General features: G+C 59.4%; 17 protein-coding genes. 9 read left to right on the top strand and 8 right to left on the bottom strand.

Translation table 11 applies throughout. From position 1 onward, the window contains the following. Positions 1-325 precede the first annotated feature (325 nt). Genes FIU86_RS18955 through dnaQ form a run of 4 tightly spaced genes read left to right on the top strand, consistent with a single transcriptional unit; the run spans position 326 to position 3033 of the window. Entirely contained in the window at positions 326-925 is a 600-nt protein-coding gene (locus FIU86_RS18955) for a nucleoside triphosphate pyrophosphatase (protein ID WP_152476500.1), read from the top strand. Next, positions 922-1755 (top strand): shikimate dehydrogenase, encoded by an 834-nt coding sequence (locus FIU86_RS18950; RefSeq protein ID WP_152476499.1) that lies wholly within the window; start codon positions 922-924, stop codon positions 1753-1755. Before FIU86_RS18955 ends, FIU86_RS18950 begins: the two co-directional genes overlap by 4 nt. Continuing rightward, the gene (coaE, locus tag FIU86_RS18945; protein WP_152476498.1) at positions 1752-2345 is read left to right on the top strand and encodes a dephospho-CoA kinase; all 594 of its coding nucleotides are present in this window, start codon (positions 1752-1754) and stop codon (positions 2343-2345) included. Before FIU86_RS18950 ends, coaE begins: the two co-directional genes overlap by 4 nt. Further along, positions 2338-3033 carry a DNA polymerase III subunit epsilon gene (gene dnaQ, locus FIU86_RS18940; RefSeq protein ID WP_152476497.1) on the top strand — a complete coding sequence of 232 codons (696 nt, stop codon included), beginning with the start codon at positions 2338-2340 and terminating at the stop codon, positions 3031-3033. The genes coaE and dnaQ overlap by 8 nt, the downstream gene beginning before the upstream one ends. Here dnaQ and secB read toward each other — a convergent pair. Together secB and FIU86_RS18930 are read right to left on the bottom strand one after the other, a co-directional pair. Continuing rightward, positions 3030-3545, bottom strand: a complete 516-nt coding sequence (secB, locus tag FIU86_RS18935; protein ID WP_152476496.1) for a protein-export chaperone SecB — start codon at positions 3543-3545, stop codon at positions 3030-3032. The genes dnaQ and secB overlap by 4 nt on opposite strands. Positions 3546-3618: 73 nt before the next feature. After that, complete coding sequence (locus FIU86_RS18930; protein ID WP_152476495.1) at positions 3619-4116, bottom strand: FxsA family protein; 498 nt, start codon at positions 4114-4116, stop codon at positions 3619-3621. A gap of 113 nt (positions 4117-4229) precedes the next feature. Here FIU86_RS18930 and FIU86_RS18925 point away from each other — a divergent pair, with 113 nt between their 5' ends. Genes FIU86_RS18925 through FIU86_RS18915 form a run of 3 tightly spaced genes read left to right on the top strand, consistent with a single transcriptional unit; the run spans position 4230 to position 6513 of the window. Beyond that, positions 4230-4892: a Tim44/TimA family putative adaptor protein gene (locus tag FIU86_RS18925; RefSeq protein ID WP_152476494.1), complete on the top strand. Its 663-nt coding sequence runs from the start codon at positions 4230-4232 to the stop codon at positions 4890-4892. Between the two features lie 35 nt (positions 4893-4927). Continuing rightward, complete coding sequence (locus FIU86_RS18920; RefSeq protein ID WP_254704032.1) at positions 4928-5926, top strand: murein transglycosylase A; 999 nt, start codon at positions 4928-4930, stop codon at positions 5924-5926. After that, the gene (locus FIU86_RS18915) at positions 5923-6513 is read left to right on the top strand and encodes a Smr/MutS family protein (protein ID WP_152476492.1); all 591 of its coding nucleotides are present in this window, start codon (positions 5923-5925) and stop codon (positions 6511-6513) included. The genes FIU86_RS18920 and FIU86_RS18915 overlap by 4 nt, the downstream gene beginning before the upstream one ends. Here FIU86_RS18915 and FIU86_RS18910 read toward each other — a convergent pair. Beyond that, on the bottom strand, positions 6496-7719 hold the full coding sequence (locus FIU86_RS18910) for an MFS transporter (RefSeq protein WP_152476491.1): 1224 nt from the start codon (positions 7717-7719) through the stop codon (positions 6496-6498). The genes FIU86_RS18915 and FIU86_RS18910 overlap by 18 nt on opposite strands. 340 nt (positions 7720-8059) lie before the next feature. On the opposite strand from FIU86_RS18910, the gene FIU86_RS18905 reads away from it, so the two are divergent. Both FIU86_RS18905 and FIU86_RS18900 read left to right on the top strand, forming a co-directional pair. Beyond that, a complete protein-coding gene (locus FIU86_RS18905; RefSeq protein ID WP_152476490.1) occupies positions 8060-8956 on the top strand; it encodes a nucleotidyltransferase in 897 nt (298 codons plus the stop codon). A gap of 11 nt (positions 8957-8967) precedes the next feature. Continuing rightward, positions 8968-9468, top strand: coding sequence for a hypothetical protein (locus FIU86_RS18900; protein ID WP_152476489.1), 501 nt, complete (start codon positions 8968-8970; stop codon positions 9466-9468). A gap of 81 nt (positions 9469-9549) precedes the next feature. Here FIU86_RS18900 and hslU read toward each other — a convergent pair whose 3' ends face one another. The 5 genes from hslU to trxA all read right to left on the bottom strand — a co-directional run bounded on the left by hslU (position 9550) and on the right by trxA (position 14080). Next, a complete protein-coding gene (gene hslU, locus FIU86_RS18895; RefSeq protein WP_152476488.1) occupies positions 9550-10860 on the bottom strand; it encodes an ATP-dependent protease ATPase subunit HslU in 1311 nt (436 codons plus the stop codon). 63 nt (positions 10861-10923) lie between these two features. Further along, positions 10924-12003 carry a hypothetical protein gene (locus FIU86_RS18890; protein ID WP_152476487.1) on the bottom strand — a complete coding sequence of 360 codons (1080 nt, stop codon included), beginning with the start codon at positions 12001-12003 and terminating at the stop codon, positions 10924-10926. A 94-nt stretch (positions 12004-12097) separates the two neighbouring features. Next, the gene (locus FIU86_RS18885; protein ID WP_152476486.1) at positions 12098-12898 is read right to left on the bottom strand and encodes an alpha/beta fold hydrolase; all 801 of its coding nucleotides are present in this window, start codon (positions 12896-12898) and stop codon (positions 12098-12100) included. 70 nt (positions 12899-12968) lie between these two features. Further along, on the bottom strand, positions 12969-13520 hold the full coding sequence (gene hslV / locus FIU86_RS18880) for an ATP-dependent protease subunit HslV (RefSeq protein WP_057795335.1): 552 nt from the start codon (positions 13518-13520) through the stop codon (positions 12969-12971). A gap of 239 nt (positions 13521-13759) precedes the next feature. Further along, positions 13760-14080 (bottom strand): thioredoxin, encoded by a 321-nt coding sequence (gene trxA, locus FIU86_RS18875; protein ID WP_057795333.1) that lies wholly within the window; start codon positions 14078-14080, stop codon positions 13760-13762. Positions 14081-14099 lie beyond the last annotated feature (19 nt).

Raw genomic sequence — 14099 nt, 5'->3', positions numbered from 1 at the left:
CGGGTTTATACGTGATTTGTCCCAAGCAACTTTTATGTGTGGATAAACTTGTAGAATACATGAGTCGCATTATTCTCTCGTAAACTTAAGTATTTGTAATAAATATAAATATTTCTCGCCTCACGAAAAAAGAACCGGTGGATGAATAAACCTAAAGCGTGAACCATTGGGCGTTTTCCCCGATGAGATGTTTTCCATATCCTCAAGTGCAAAAGACCCTTGAAATCCGGCGAGAAGAGCTGCTTTTTCCGTCGGATCCGGAAGTGTTGGAATCTTCTCCGATCTATCCCTAAAACCGAGTAGAGATATACAATGGGATATCCACATGCCACGCAGGATCATTCTAGCTTCGGGGTCGGAAATCAGGAAAACGCTTCTGCGGAATGCTGGTCTGGATATCCAGGTTTCTCCGGCACGCGTCGATGAGGATGCGGTCCGCGAGTCGATGATTGCCGAATCCGCCTCGCCGCGCGACATCGCCGATGCGCTGGCGGAGCTGAAGGCCAGCAAGCAAAGCGCGCGTAACCCGGGCGCGCTTGTCATAGGTTGCGATCAGGTTCTCAGCTTCGAAAGCCAGATCCTGTCGAAATCCGAAACTCCGCAGCAAGCGCTGGAACAGCTGCGTGCGATGCGCGGCAAACGGCACGAACTGCTGTCCGCCGCGGTAATCTGCGAAGACGGCAAGGCTGTCTGGCGTCATGTCGGCGTGGTGCGCATGATGATGCGTGATGTTTCCGATGCGTATCTTCAAGGGTATGTCAGCCGTAACTGGGATAGCATCCGGCACGCCGTCGGGGCATACAAGCTGGAGGAAGAGGGAGTTCGGCTGTTCAGCCAGGTTCACGGGGATTACTTCAACGTCCTGGGATTGCCGCTTCTTGAACTACTGTCTTACCTGGCCCTGCGCGGAGATATCGAGACATGAGCGAGAACAGGATACCGTTGGCGGCTGTGATCGGATCACCGGTCGCGCATTCGAAATCCCCTCAGATCCACAGCCACTGGCTCAAGACCCATGGCATCCCTGGATACTATATACCGATGGATGTCGCGCCCGACGATCTTGAACACGTGCTCCGCACCCTGCCGAAAATGGGATTCGTCGGCGTCAACATCACCGTCCCGCACAAGGAAAAGGTGCTGGAGATTGCCGACCTGATCACAGATCGTGCCACGCTGATCGGGGCGGCCAACACGCTCATATTCCGCAAGGATGGCAAGATTCATGCCGACAATACCGATGGCGTTGGTTTCATCCAGAACCTCAGGCAGAACGCACCTGAGTGGAACCCCAAGGCCGGGCCGGCGGCCTTGCTGGGCGCGGGCGGCGCAGCACGCGCAGTCGTCTCGGCCCTGCTCGAGGTCGGGGTGCCCGAGATCATGATAGCCAACCGGACCCGTGTTCGCGCAGATGCTCTGAAAACCGAGTTCGGCAAACGCATCATGGTGGTCGATTGGGTGCAGGCCGGCAATATGATGGAAGATGCGGCAACGGTCGTGAACACAACCTCTCTAGGGATGATGGGAAAACCGCCGCTGCGTGTTCCACTTGACGGTTTGCACAAGGGCACATTGGTCACTGACCTTGTTTACGCGCCACTTAAAACCCGCCTTCTGGCCGAGGCCGAGGAACTGGGCTGCCAAACAGTAGATGGCCTGGGTATGCTGCTGCATCAGGCGGTTCCTGCCTTTGAACGCTGGTTTGGCATACGTCCCCAAGTGGACAGCGCGACGCGCGCAGCGGCATTGCGATGACGTTCAAACTGGGCCTGACCGGCTCGATCGGGATGGGCAAATCCACCACGGCGAAGCTTTTTGCCGAGAACGGCTGTGCGGTTTGGGATGCCGATGCCGCGGTGCACCGTCTTTATGCGAAAGGTGGCGCTGCGGTTGCACCCATCGGCAAGGTGTTCCCATCGGCAATCGTCCATGACGCGGTGTCGCGCGACCGCCTGAAGTCGCTCATTGACAAAGATCCGAACGCTCTCAAGAAGATCGAAAGCATCGTGCATCCCCTTGTTGGCGAAGACCGCGCCGCTTTCCTGTCAGACACAGGTACGGATGTCACGGTTCTGGATATCCCTCTTTTGTTCGAAACCGGCGCGGACGCACAGATGGACGCCACCGTCTGCGTGACAGTCTCGCCCGAAACGCAGAGGGCTCGCGTGATGGAGCGCGGCACCATGATCGAAGAACAGTTTCAAGCGATCCTGGCCAAGCAGTTACCGGACGCGGAAAAACGCGCCCGCGCTGATTATGTTGTCGTAACCGATACGCTTGAACATGCCCGCGCACAGGTCCAGGATATCCTCAACGACATTCAGAACAGGCAGACCCATGCGTGAAATCGTGCTCGACACCGAAACCACTGGCTTTGACCCCGAGCAGGGCGACCGGATTGTCGAGATTGGTGCGGTCGAACTCTACAACCATATGCCGACAGGACGTACTTTTCACGAATACATCAATCCGCGCCGCTCGATGCCACAAGAAGCGTTCGAGGTGCATGGCCTTGGGGACGACTTTCTGCGCGACAAGCCGGTTTTTGAAAAGATCGCGCAAAACTTCGTCGATTTCATCGGCGACGCCAAGCTGGTGATACACAACGCCGCTTTTGACATGAAATTCCTGAACGCGGAGCTCGGATGGCTCAACATGGCGAAGATCCCGTGGGAACAGGCCATCGACACGCTCGACATCGCCCGGCGAAAATTCCCGGGCTCGCCTGCTTCGCTGGATGCGTTGTGCCGGCGTTTCGGAATCGACAATTCATCACGCACTCTGCACGGAGCCTTGCTCGACTCCGAGATCCTTGCCGAAGTCTATCTGGAGCTGATCGGCGGTCGGCAGCCCGATTTCGGATTGGCGGGCGCCTACTCTCCGGAAACAACGGAAGCCAGCGCCGAAACCGACTGGCATCCCGGCCCGAGGTCGAAACCGTTGCCGTCACGCCTAAGCGAAGAAGAACGCGCCGCGCACCAGGCATTCGTGGAACACATGGGCGACGGCGCGCTCTGGAAGCAACTGACTTAGGCGTCGGGCGTCGGTTTTTCCTCCGCCGCGGCGGCTTGGCGACGCATGATCTCGTTGCGGTAAAGCTGCACGAAATCGATCGTCTCTAGGTTCAGCGGTGGGAAGCCCCCGTCCCGGGTCACATCGCTGACGATGCGGCGCACGAACGGGAAGATCATCCGCGGACATTCGATCAGCAGGAAAGGATGCATCTGGTCGTCGGGTACGTTTTCGATCTGGAATACGCCGACATATTCCAGCTCCAACAAGAATAGCGTGTCCTCGGTGCCTTTGTTCTTGGACGTGATCGTCAGCTTGATCATGACTTCGAACTGGTGCTCGGCCGAGCGTTTCTTCGCGTCCAGGTTCACCGCGACCTGCACGTCGGGGTTGACCTCTCCGCCAGACCCTCTCTGGGCCAGCGCATTCTCGAATGACATGTCCCGGATGAACTGCGTCAGCACGTTCATTTTCGGTCCGGTTTGCGCCCCTTGGGTGTCCGTCTTTGCAGCACCGTTATCCTGTTCGGCCATCTATAGTCTCCTGGCGGAAAAATTCATCGCGCGAAGGCTTAGCAGGATGCCGAACGCGCCTCAATGCCCAGTGTCAATGCCGTGTCCACCCGGAGCCATCATGCGTGGGCTTCTTCGGCGGGTTTACTTCCTCGTACTGGCCTTCGATCACGTCATCCCGCTGGCGCGGCCCATGCCCGTTGCGCATGTCGCGCGGCCCGTTGGGCCCCATTTCGAAACGCTGTACCTTGATCCGCTTGCGAAGGAATTGGAACAGTGACTTTCGGATCGGCGGTGCAAGCAGCGAAAACCCAACCGCGTCTGTAAAGAACCCCGGTGTAAGCAGAAGCGCACCGGCAATCAGGATCATGGCGCCGTGGGCCAGCGGCTCGGTCGGATCATCCAGCTTCTGAAACGATGACCGAAGCTGCCCGATGGCCATTGCCCCCTGCGTGCGCACAAGCCAAGTGCCGATGATCGCGGTCAGTACCACAATCCCCAGTGTCGGCCATAAACCGATCAGACCGCCAACCTGAATAAACAGCGCGATTTCGATGAGCGGCACCAACAGAAAGGCTACAAATAGCCACATGAGCATGATCCTCCTTGGTTTCTAAAGGCGGGTACGGTGGACTCACCCGGATCAACACCCTACATAAGGATCACACCGGGAGGTTTCCATCCTGGGCACGTTGAGAGGTATGAATGAATTCGCCCCTGCTTCAGTTGCTTGTCCTCGCGGGCATAGCGATTTTCCTGATACTCCGCCTGAAAAGCGTCCTTGGTACCCGCGACGGGTACGAGCCTTCGCAACAGCCGCGCCCTTCGACGCCGACGCCGTCGCGCCGGCAAGATTTCGAAGTTATCGAGGGCGGGCCCGATCACGACATCACCGACCATGTGCCCGAAGGGTCCGAGGATGCCAAGGCGCTTGCCGACATGAAACGCGTCGAAAGCAGTTTCTCCGTCGGCGAGTTTCTGCAGGGCGCGAAGCAGGCCTACGAATGGATTTTGATGTCCTTCGAGCGCGGCCAGATGGACGAGATGCGGCCGTTTCTTGGTGATGACGTCTTCGAGGCATTCAACGGCGTGGTCGAGTCCCGTGCCCAACAGGGCCTGACCATCGAGGCTGAATTCATCGGTGTCCGCGAAACCACGCTGGCCAGCGCCCGCTTCGACGACGCGACCAACACAGCCGAGATAACCGTGCGCTTCATTGGTGAGTTGGTCTCGGTTGTGCGCGACCAGAATGGCGAGATCGTCGAGGGTGAGCCTGGCAAATCTAAAAAGCAGAAGGATACCTGGACCTTCGAACGTGTGATGGGGTCCGACGATCCCAACTGGCGGCTTGTTGCCACGGACGAATGATCGGACGGGCGACAGCGGCTTTGTTCCTACTGCTGATGGCCGCAATCGCCGTCAGAGCAGAGGAAGTGACACATACTGTTCTCGACTTCGACGACCTGAAGGGCTGGGAGGCCGACGATCACGAAAAAGCACTCGAAGCCTTTCTTCTGACCTGTCCCGACCTTGATGATCCCGATTGGCGGGCGCTTTGCGCATTGGCCCAGCAAAAGCCCGACGCCACGGATTTCTTTCAGCTCTTCTTCCGCCCTGTCTTGATCGAGGACGGTAAGAAAGCGCTCTTCACCGGCTATTTCGAGCCAGAGCTTAGCGGGTCATTGTCGCCGGGGGGCCGTTACCGCTACCCGCTTTACCGCAAACCGCCTGAGGCTCAGGGTGCCGTACCTTGGTTGTCTCGTCGAGAGATCGAAGCAGGTGTTGCCATGCAGGGTCGTGGGCTCGAAATCGTGTGGGTCGATGATCCGGTCGAAAAGTTCTTCTTGCAGATTCAGGGGTCTGGCCGTGTGACCCTTCCAGATGGCCGCAAGATCCGCGTGGGCTATGGTGGGGCGAATGGCCACGAATATCGCTCTGTCGGGGCCGAACTTGTTCGCCGTGGTATCTACCAAGCCCACCAGGTTTCGGCTCAGGTCATCAAGAACTGGGTCCGCCGCAATCCTGTCGCCGGGCAGGAACTGCTCTGGCACAACCCTTCCTACGTGTTCTTCCGGCGGATCGATTCCGTGCCCGCCGATATGGGCCCGCTCGGTGCGATGAACCGGTCCGTCACGGCAGGCCGCACCGTTGCGGTCGATCCGGCCTATGTTCCGCTCGGCGCTCCGGTCTGGATCGAGAAAGAGGGCGCCGGCCCGATCCGCCGACTGATGATCGCACAAGACACCGGCTCTGCCATCAAAGGCGCGCAACGCGCCGATATCTTTATGGGAACGGGGGACGAGGCTGGTCGCACCGCTGGACGCCTGCGTGATCCCGGCCGCATGCTCGTCCTTCTGCCGATCCAGCGCGCCTATGCCACTGCGACGGAGCCAAACCTTTGAGCCGTCGGCGCATCACGCCGGAGGAACTGAAACTTTGGCAACAGGTGGCACGGACTGCGGACAGGCTCGACCCCGAGAAAAGCCGCGACACACCTCGCTCGCTGCAGCGATCCACCCAAAAATCGCCTGAGAAAACCAAGCCCGACCTGTCACAATTCGAAATCGGCCAAAAGGCCGGTACACCGTCCAATCGCCACGATACCTTGCCTGGCCTGCCTGAACGGCTTGCCCGACAACCGCTGCAGATGGACAAGCGCACGAACACGCGTCTGAAGCGCGGCAAGGTTGAGCCGGAAGCCCGGATCGATCTGCACGGCATGACCCTGGCCCAGGCGCAGCCGGCCTTGACCGGCTTTATCCTGCGGGCGCAGGCACAGGGCAAAAGGCTGGTTCTGGTGATCACTGGTAAGGGCAGGAATACGGACAACGGCGGCCCGATACCCACCAGACATGGTGTGCTGCGCCACGCGGTACCGCAATGGCTGGGCGCAGCGCCGTTGTCGGGGCTGGTGTTGCAGATCACCCAAGCGCATGTGCGGCATGGGGGTGGAGGGGCGTATTACGTGTATCTACGCCGCAACCGGTAGCAGGGGTTTGGCGCGGGTGATGCCGATGGTCATCATCAGGGTGGTGAATACGAAATAGCCTGCGACGATCAGGTATTGGCTTTCCAACCCCAAGCCCAAATCGATGCCAATGCCGGTCAAGCCGGGGCCGATGGCGGAGCCGAAGACCATGACCGCCGCGGCCATGGCCTTGATCGAGCCGAGGCGGGCGGTGCCGTAGAATTCGGCCCAGAAGGCATTGGGGAGTGTGGTGTTCGCGCCGGTTGTCATGCCGAGGAAAAACAGGCCGGCGAGCAGGGTCAAGGTATTGTCGGATATCGCAAAAATCCCGAAAGCGGCGACCATGGGAAGCTGGAAGAACGGGATCAATCTGGCGGTGCCGAAGCGGTCCAGGGCCCAGCCGGACAGGACCATCGCGACGATTCCGACGGCGGTGTAGAACGGGTAGAGGGCGACCAGCTGAACGTGGGGGATGCCCTTCAATTCGGCGAAGTGGACCTGGTGGAAAAAGAAGGCCGTGTTGAAGGCTGCGGGGCCCAGAAGTGCCGGGACCATGAACCAGAATAGCCAATGAAATAAGGCCTGATTGCGGGTCCAGTGGCGGGATTCCATGCCTACGGACTGGTCGGTTTGGGCCAGCATCTGGGGCGTGCGTTCAAGGCGGAGGAGGCGGTGGATGACGGGGACGCCGCAGAGGGCGATGAGGGCGGCGGCGACCCACAGCATGCGCCAGTCATAGATGGCCAGAAGTGCAACGAAAACAAGAGGTAACAGGGCCTCGCCCAAGGCGAAGCCGAGGGTGGCGATGGACAGGGCCTTGCCCCGTGTGGCGATGAACCAGCGGGACATGGCGACGACGGCGAGGTGGCTGGTCATGCCCTGGCCGGTGAAACGCAGGGCAAAAATAACCGCGATCAACCCCCACCAGACCGGATTGAAGGCCATCGAGAGGCAAGCAAAAGCCAGTAATATCAGTATGATAGGGGCGAGGGTGCGGACGCGAAAAAAATCCGTGAGGCCGCCGGCCCAGACCATGACCAGGGCGGAGGCGGTGGTGCCGAGCGTATAGATCCCGCCCCATTGCCCGTGGCTGAGACCCCACGCGGCCCGAACCTCCCCGGCGAAGAGCGAGATAAAAAACGTTTGTCCAAAAGAACTTAGGAAGGTCAGCAGCATACCCGCCGACAGGAAGGGGAGGTTGTCACGGAGAAAATCGAGGAGCCGCATGACCCCCTTCGTGGCCCGAAACCCGAGGGAAGAAAAGCGAATTCAAAGGGGTGCGATCTGATTCGTTAACGCCCCCCGGACAGGCCAAATCGGAACGTCGGTATCGCGTCGGTATTTGAGTGGTATGCCGACGGTGCGATTTTTGGGGATTTGGGGGGTTAAAAGGGAGGACGTAATTTTTGAGAAAAAATTTATAAACTTGAACAATCTGGAACGAAGCAATTTCAATCCGTTGTCCCAAAGAATTTGGGAGTAAGGACAATTCACAGAAAATGTTCTCTTTCTGTTCATCTCAACATATGGTATTCAAGATCGCTGCCACAACAACTAAGGCGATTCTATGCAACCACACGTAAGACAAGGACTGACGGTCAGCCAGCGCTTTGACACGTTTTTGAACAACATTCGTTTGACGACCGGCCAGATCGAAGCGGGTGCCGAACGCCGCGAAAAAGTGGTCGAAACTTTGAATTCCCATTATTGGGGCTCAAATTCGAAAACAGCAAATTCACTCTACGTTGGCTCGTGGGGAAAGAGGACTCGCGTTCGCCCACCTCGCGATGTGGATGTACTGTTCAAGCTGCCATATGAAACATATGAACGCTTTTCGAAACGCACGGGCAACATCCAGTCACAACTTCTGCAAGAAGTTAAACGTGTGCTCGGAGAAAAATTTCGTACGACCGCGATCAAAGGCGATGGTCCTGTAGTTGCCGTTCCGTTCACCGCGTACAACGTTGAACTGATCCCTGCGTTTAGTTTGAATGATGGACGCTACTATATCTGCATGACCGATGGTGGCGGCTACTACAAAACCGCCGACTACTCCGCGGAGGAAGAACTAATTCGTCGAAGTGTAAATAACACGAACGGAAATATAAGACCGCTAATCCGTATGATGAAGCGTTGGCAGGCTAATTGTCAGATCCCGTTGAAGTCGTTCTGGATAGAGTTGCTCGCCGTTGATTTTCTGGACAGCTATACTTACCGCGACAAATCAAGCGTCTACTATGACTGGATGGTTCGAGATTTCCTCAAATATCTTGAAGGAAAGAAGAACGGCGTTGTCTATGCGCCGGGTACATACGAGCCGATGTTCTTAGGCGATGCGTGGGGGTATCGTGCAACTGTGGCTCGAAAAAATGCTGAAGAAGCATGCGAAAACGAGGGCAGCTATCCAGCATTGGCGGGGGGCTGCTGGCAGAAAATATTCGGCACGGACATTCCAGTGATATGACGCAACGCAGAGTGAACGAGATCGTTAACGAATGTCGTCGGCAGGAGGAATCTTGCCAGTATACGGCAGCAGGTCTTTATCTTTGGCAAAAGAACGCGCGGTTTTGGAAGAATGTATTCATAGTTGTGCCCATTGTTGCCGGGGGCCTCGCTACTTCTCAAATAGTAACAAACGCTGAAGCTCAATGGACAGTATATGTTGCGGCGGTTCTCGCGCTATTTGCCGGGCTGTTCCCAGCAATTTTTGAAGCCTTAGGCATGGACATGCGCGTTCGAGAGATCGGCACTTCGGCGAGTGAATTCACTAACCTGCGTGACCGGTTCAGAATTCTCGCCGGAATCGGCGCGGACATGGATTTTGATGAACTTAACCCTTCATTTGAGCAACTGATGGATCGCATGGATGCAGCCAGAACTATCGCTCCACCACTTCCCGAAAAGTATTTCGAGTACGGTCGAAAGAAAATTGAAGGTGGTGACTACAGTTTTGAAGTAGACGCGAAAAGCGGCTAAGTCTGTACTAACCTACCAAGGTCTCGGAATTTTGAAAGCGATCCGACTAGGGCAGATCCCAAACACTAATACGCACTAACCCTACAAAACATATCTGCTTAAATCCGTCGACTTCATCAGCTCGCCCAGGTTGGCGTCCACGAAGGCTTCGTCCACGACCACCTTCTCTCCGGCGCGGTCGGGCGCGGTGAAGCTGAGTTCCTCGAACACGCGTTCCATCACGGTATAGAGCCTGCGCGCGCCGATATTCTCGATGGTCTGGTTGACCTCCGCCGCGATGCGGGCGAGGGCCTTGATGCCGTCCTCGGTGAATTCGACGTTCACCTCCTCGGTCCCCATGAGGGCGGAGTACTGGCGGGTCAGGGCGTTGTCCGTCTCGGTCAGGATGCGCACGAAATCTTCCTCGGTCAGGGCGCGGAGTTCGACCCGGATGGGCAGGCGGCCCTGAAGTTCGGGCAAGAGGTCGGACGGCTTGGCGATGTGGAAGGCGCCGCTGGCGATGAAGAGGATGTGGTCGGTCTTGACCGGGCCATGCTTGGTCGAGACGGTCGTACCCTCGATCAGGGGCAGCAGGTCGCGCTGCACCCCCTCGCGCGAGACGTCGCCGCCGCGGGCCTCCTGCCGGGCGCAGACCTTGTCGATCTCGTCAAGAAAGACGATGCCGTTCTGCTCGACCGCTTCCAGGGCGGTGCGGTTGACGGTTTCGTCGTCCAAGAGCTTGTCGGCTTCCTCGGAAATCAGGATGTCGTAGCTTTCGCGGACGGTCATCTTCTTGCGGGTGGTGCGGCCGCCGAAGGCCTTACCGAAGATGTCGCCCAAGTTCATCATGCCCATCTGGCCGCCGCCGGGCTGGCCGGGGATGTCCATCATGCCAAGGGGGTTGGAGGTGTCGGCGACGTCAAGCTCGATCTCGGTATCGTCGAGCAGGCCATCCTTGAGCTTCTTGCGGAACATCTCGCGGGTCGACTCGCGGGCATCCTCGCCGGCGATGGCGGCGATGACGCGATCCTCGGCCTGTTGATGGGCGCGGGATTTGACGTCTTCGCGCATGAAGTCGCGGGTCTGGGCGATGGAGCTGTCGACGAGGTCGCGGATGATCTGTTCGACATCGCGGCCGACATAGCCGACCTCGGTGAACTTGGTCGCCTCGACCTTGATGAAGGGGGCGCGGGCGAGTTTTGCCAGGCGGCGGGAGATTTCGGTTTTGCCGACGCCGGTGGGCCCGATCATCAGGATGTTCTTGGGGTAGACCTCCTCGCGCAGGTCGTCGGAGAGCTGCTTGCGGCGCCAGCGGTTGCGCAGGGCGACGGCGGTGGCGCGCTTGGCGTCCTTCTGGCCGATGATGTAGCGGTCGAGTTCCGAGACGATTTCGCGCGGGGTGAGGTCGGTCATGGGGCGTCCTGTGGTTGCGTTACGGGGGAACGTAAGCATGGGGGGGCGAAACGCAAGGTGCGGTTATTCGGAGGTTGCGGTGACGTCGTCCCAGGGGGGCAGGCGGGATTTGCCGGGGAAGTTGGGCAGGGCGCGCATGAGGGCGACGCGCAGGTGGGTCCAGAAGGTGCCGAGGCCGGTGATGAAGGCGCCGATGACAAGCATCAGGAGCGGAAGCTGCGTGCCGCCGCCATCCATGCTGAAGAGCCAGTAGATGGTGGCGGCGAGATAGCCCATGCCGGCGGTCAGGAAGGAGCGGCGGTCGATGATGAGGGCGAGGCAGGTGACCAGCAGGAAGCCGATGATCGTGAGGATTGTGCCGAGGGGGCCGTCAAGGTTGTAGACGGTCATCATCACGGTGTTCACCAGCGCGGGCGCGGCCAGCAGGTGTAGCCAAAAGGCGGAACGCGCGCGGCGGCCGATGCGGTGGGGGTCCTGCATGTCGAACCAGAGGCCGGCGATGAAGGCGAGGATGCCGAAGATCAATGTGCCGAGGGCCAGTGAGCCGCCCTGGCGGAGGTCGAAGAGGCTCCAGAAGCTGCCGGTGATCAGCGTGTCGACGGGGCTTGTTTCGGTGGTGATCGCGAATATCGTCATGAAGCCGTAGAGGCCGACGAGCAGCATCGAGAACGGCACGCGGAACCGGCGGTAGTGCAGCAGGATCGACGCCATACCGCCGAGGCCCAGCAGGATGGCCACGAGCGCGCCGGAGGTGAGGCCGATCATGTCGAGCACATAGCCGATCAGGCCGCCCGCGCCGGTGGCATAGGTACAGACCAGCACGATGGACGGAAGGCTCATCCGGCGTTTCAGGGTGAAGTAATGCGCGGCGAACCAGCCGACGGCGATCAGCGCCGCCATGACAAAGACAATGCCGCCCGCGGCTGCTGCGAAGGTCACGGCGCCGGAGGTCAGCAGGATCAGCCCGAGCGAGATGAAGATCTCGGCAAAGCCCGAGAACAGTTCGAACGGTTCGTCCTCGTTCGCGCGGCGGGCGATGCGGCCGGCGCGTTCGTGTGACAGGGCGCTGAGGCGCGCGGCCTGTGCCTCATCGATGATGCCGGCGGCGGTGGCGGCGCGCAGGTCGTCCTGGGTCAGGGTCATGGGCGGTCCTATGATCGTTTTCGCGCAAGCCCTAAAGGACCTGTTGGCCGAAAGAAAGGCAGCATTCTGACGTGGACAGGCTCTGCTCGACGGGTCAGTGCTTGCCGAGGAAATCCAGAATCCCGGCGTTGAAGTCCTGCACATGGCTGGTGTTGCAGCCATGCGGCGCGCCCTCGATCTCGCACAGGTTGCTGTGGGCAACCATCTTGTGGGTGCGGTGGCCGGAGCCTTCGATCGGGACAATACCGTCGGCGGTGCCGTGCAGGACCAGCGTTGGCACGGTGATCTTTTCCAGGTCGTTGCGGAAATCGGTCGTGGCCCATGCCCGCATGCAGCCAAGCGCGGCGTCCGGCGAGGATTGATTGCACAGGTCAAGCGCCTGTAGCCGCTGTTCCTCCGTCACCTTCAGGTCGCCATCTGCTGAAAAGAAGTCCTTGGTGAAGCCGTCGAAGAACGCGTCGCGATCTGCCTTCAGGGTGTCCTCGAATTCCTGCGCGGCGTCCTCGGTCAGGGGGCCGTCGGGGTTATCGTCGGATTGCATCAGACAGGGCGGAACGGCGGCGGCGAAGACCACGCTTTTGAGCCGGGCTTCGCCGTGGTTGCCGATGAAGCGGGCCACCTCGCCGCCGCCCATGGAAAAGCCGACGAGCGTGACGTCGTTCAGGTTCTTTTCCTTTATGATCTCTTCGAGATCGGCGGCGAGCGTGTCGTAATCGTATTTGTCATCGGGCGCGGTCGAGCGGCCAAAGCCGCGACGGTCATAGGCAATCACGCGGTGGCCGGCCTGGTTGAGTGCCGGAACCTGGTATTCCCATGCCTCTGCCGACAGGGGCCAGCCGTGGACCAGGATAACCGGCTGGCCGTTGCCGCCGGTGTCTTCGATATGCAAGCTCATGGGGTCCTCCTCGTGCGATGCACTTTGGTAAGGAGAACGAAGTGGGCGGCAGTGATGTTCCGCCTTGCCGTTAGGCGCTGATCGACTCCACGGTCAGGTTGCCGTTGGTGTAGACACAGATGTCCGAGGCGATGGCCATGGCATCCCGCGCGATCTGTTCGGCGGACCTATCGCTGTCGATCATGCCGCGCGCGGCGGCCAGCGCGTAGTTCCCGCCCGAGCCGATGGCGGCCACGTCATGTTCGGGTTCCAGAACGTCGCCCGCGCCGGTGATCACGTAAAGCTGTGAGCCGTCGGTGACGATCAGCATCGCCTCGAGCTTTTGCAGGTACTTGTCGGTGCGCCAGTCCTTGGCGAGTTCGACGCTGGCGCGTTGCAACTGGCCGGGGGTCGCTTCGAGCTTCGACTCCAGCCGTTCCAGAAGGGTGAAGGCGTCGGCGGTGGAGCCGGCGAAACCGGCGACCACGTCATACCCGCCGGGGCTGATGCGGCGGACCTTTCGGGCGGTGCCCTTGATGACGGTATCGCCAAGGCTGACCTGCCCATCGCCCGCGACGACGACCTGCCCGCCCTTGCGGACGCCGATGATGGTTGTGCCGTGCCAGCCGGGAAAATCGCTCATGGTCGGGGCTCCTTTGATCTTTGGACCTATATGGAAGGCGTGGGGCGCGGTGGCAACCCGGGTGGGCAAATGTGGCCGCGCATCGCCGTGCCGTGGGGGCGGCGTCATGCCGGAGGCATGCTACTCGCATGACGATGCGCGGCGGCGCAGCATTGCTGCGCCTTGATTCCGCGCATTTTTCCACAACGTAAAAGGGCCGCTCATGAGGCGGCCCTTTCTTAACTTTGTTCAGCTTTTCTTCAGATCGACTCTTCGATCCAGCCTTGCAGCGCGGCCTTGGGCGCGGCGCCGGTCTTGGTCGACACCACCTCGCCGTTCTTGAAGATGAACAGCGCCGGGATGCCACGCACGCCCAGTTGCGAGGGCGAGTTGGGGTTCTCGTCCACGTTCACCTTGGCGATTTTGACCTTGCCGTCCATCTCGGAGGACAGCTCTTCCAGTGCCGGGCCGATCTGCTTGCAGGGGCCGCACCACTCGGCCCAGAAATCCACCACGACGGGAATGTCGGAGTTCTTCACTTCGCTATCGAACGTATCGTCGGTTACGGCAACGGTGGCCATTTTGGTCTCTCCTTGAGCT

The sequence above is a fragment of the Roseovarius sp. THAF9 genome (assembly GCF_009363715.1).
In the GTDB taxonomy this organism is placed as follows: Bacteria; Pseudomonadota; Alphaproteobacteria; order Rhodobacterales; family Rhodobacteraceae; genus Roseovarius.
Note: the sequence above shows the minus strand (reverse complement) of the source record. Positions and strands in the feature narration are given on the sequence as shown.

Excerpts from the sequence above, each read along its gene's own strand:
- hslU (WP_152476488.1), bottom strand. The coding sequence starts at position 10,860 with ATGACCGACCTCACCCCGCGCGAAATCGTCTCGGAACTCGACCGCTAC.
- FIU86_RS18905 (WP_152476490.1), top strand. The coding sequence starts at position 8,060 with ATGCAACCACACGTAAGACAAGGACTGACGGTCAGCCAGCGCTTTGAC.
- secB (WP_152476496.1), bottom strand. The coding sequence starts at position 3,545 with ATGGCCGAACAGGATAACGGTGCTGCAAAGACGGACACCCAAGGGGCG.
- coaE (WP_152476498.1), top strand. The coding sequence starts at position 1,752 with ATGACGTTCAAACTGGGCCTGACCGGCTCGATCGGGATGGGCAAATCC.
- trxA (WP_057795333.1), bottom strand. The coding sequence starts at position 14,080 with ATGGCCACCGTTGCCGTAACCGACGATACGTTCGATAGCGAAGTGAAG.
- dnaQ (WP_152476497.1), top strand. The coding sequence starts at position 2,338 with ATGCGTGAAATCGTGCTCGACACCGAAACCACTGGCTTTGACCCCGAG.
- FIU86_RS18930 (WP_152476495.1), bottom strand. The coding sequence starts at position 4,116 with ATGTGGCTATTTGTAGCCTTTCTGTTGGTGCCGCTCATCGAAATCGCG.
- FIU86_RS18920 (WP_254704032.1), top strand. The coding sequence starts at position 4,928 with ATGGCCGCAATCGCCGTCAGAGCAGAGGAAGTGACACATACTGTTCTC.
- FIU86_RS18925 (WP_152476494.1), top strand. The coding sequence starts at position 4,230 with ATGAATTCGCCCCTGCTTCAGTTGCTTGTCCTCGCGGGCATAGCGATT.
- FIU86_RS18955 (WP_152476500.1), top strand. The coding sequence starts at position 326 with ATGCCACGCAGGATCATTCTAGCTTCGGGGTCGGAAATCAGGAAAACG.
- FIU86_RS18950 (WP_152476499.1), top strand. The coding sequence starts at position 922 with ATGAGCGAGAACAGGATACCGTTGGCGGCTGTGATCGGATCACCGGTC.
- FIU86_RS18885 (WP_152476486.1), bottom strand. The coding sequence starts at position 12,898 with ATGAGCTTGCATATCGAAGACACCGGCGGCAACGGCCAGCCGGTTATC.
- FIU86_RS18890 (WP_152476487.1), bottom strand. The coding sequence starts at position 12,003 with ATGACCCTGACCCAGGACGACCTGCGCGCCGCCACCGCCGCCGGCATC.
- hslV (WP_057795335.1), bottom strand. The coding sequence starts at position 13,520 with ATGAGCGATTTTCCCGGCTGGCACGGCACAACCATCATCGGCGTCCGC.
- FIU86_RS18910 (WP_152476491.1), bottom strand. The coding sequence starts at position 7,719 with ATGCGGCTCCTCGATTTTCTCCGTGACAACCTCCCCTTCCTGTCGGCG.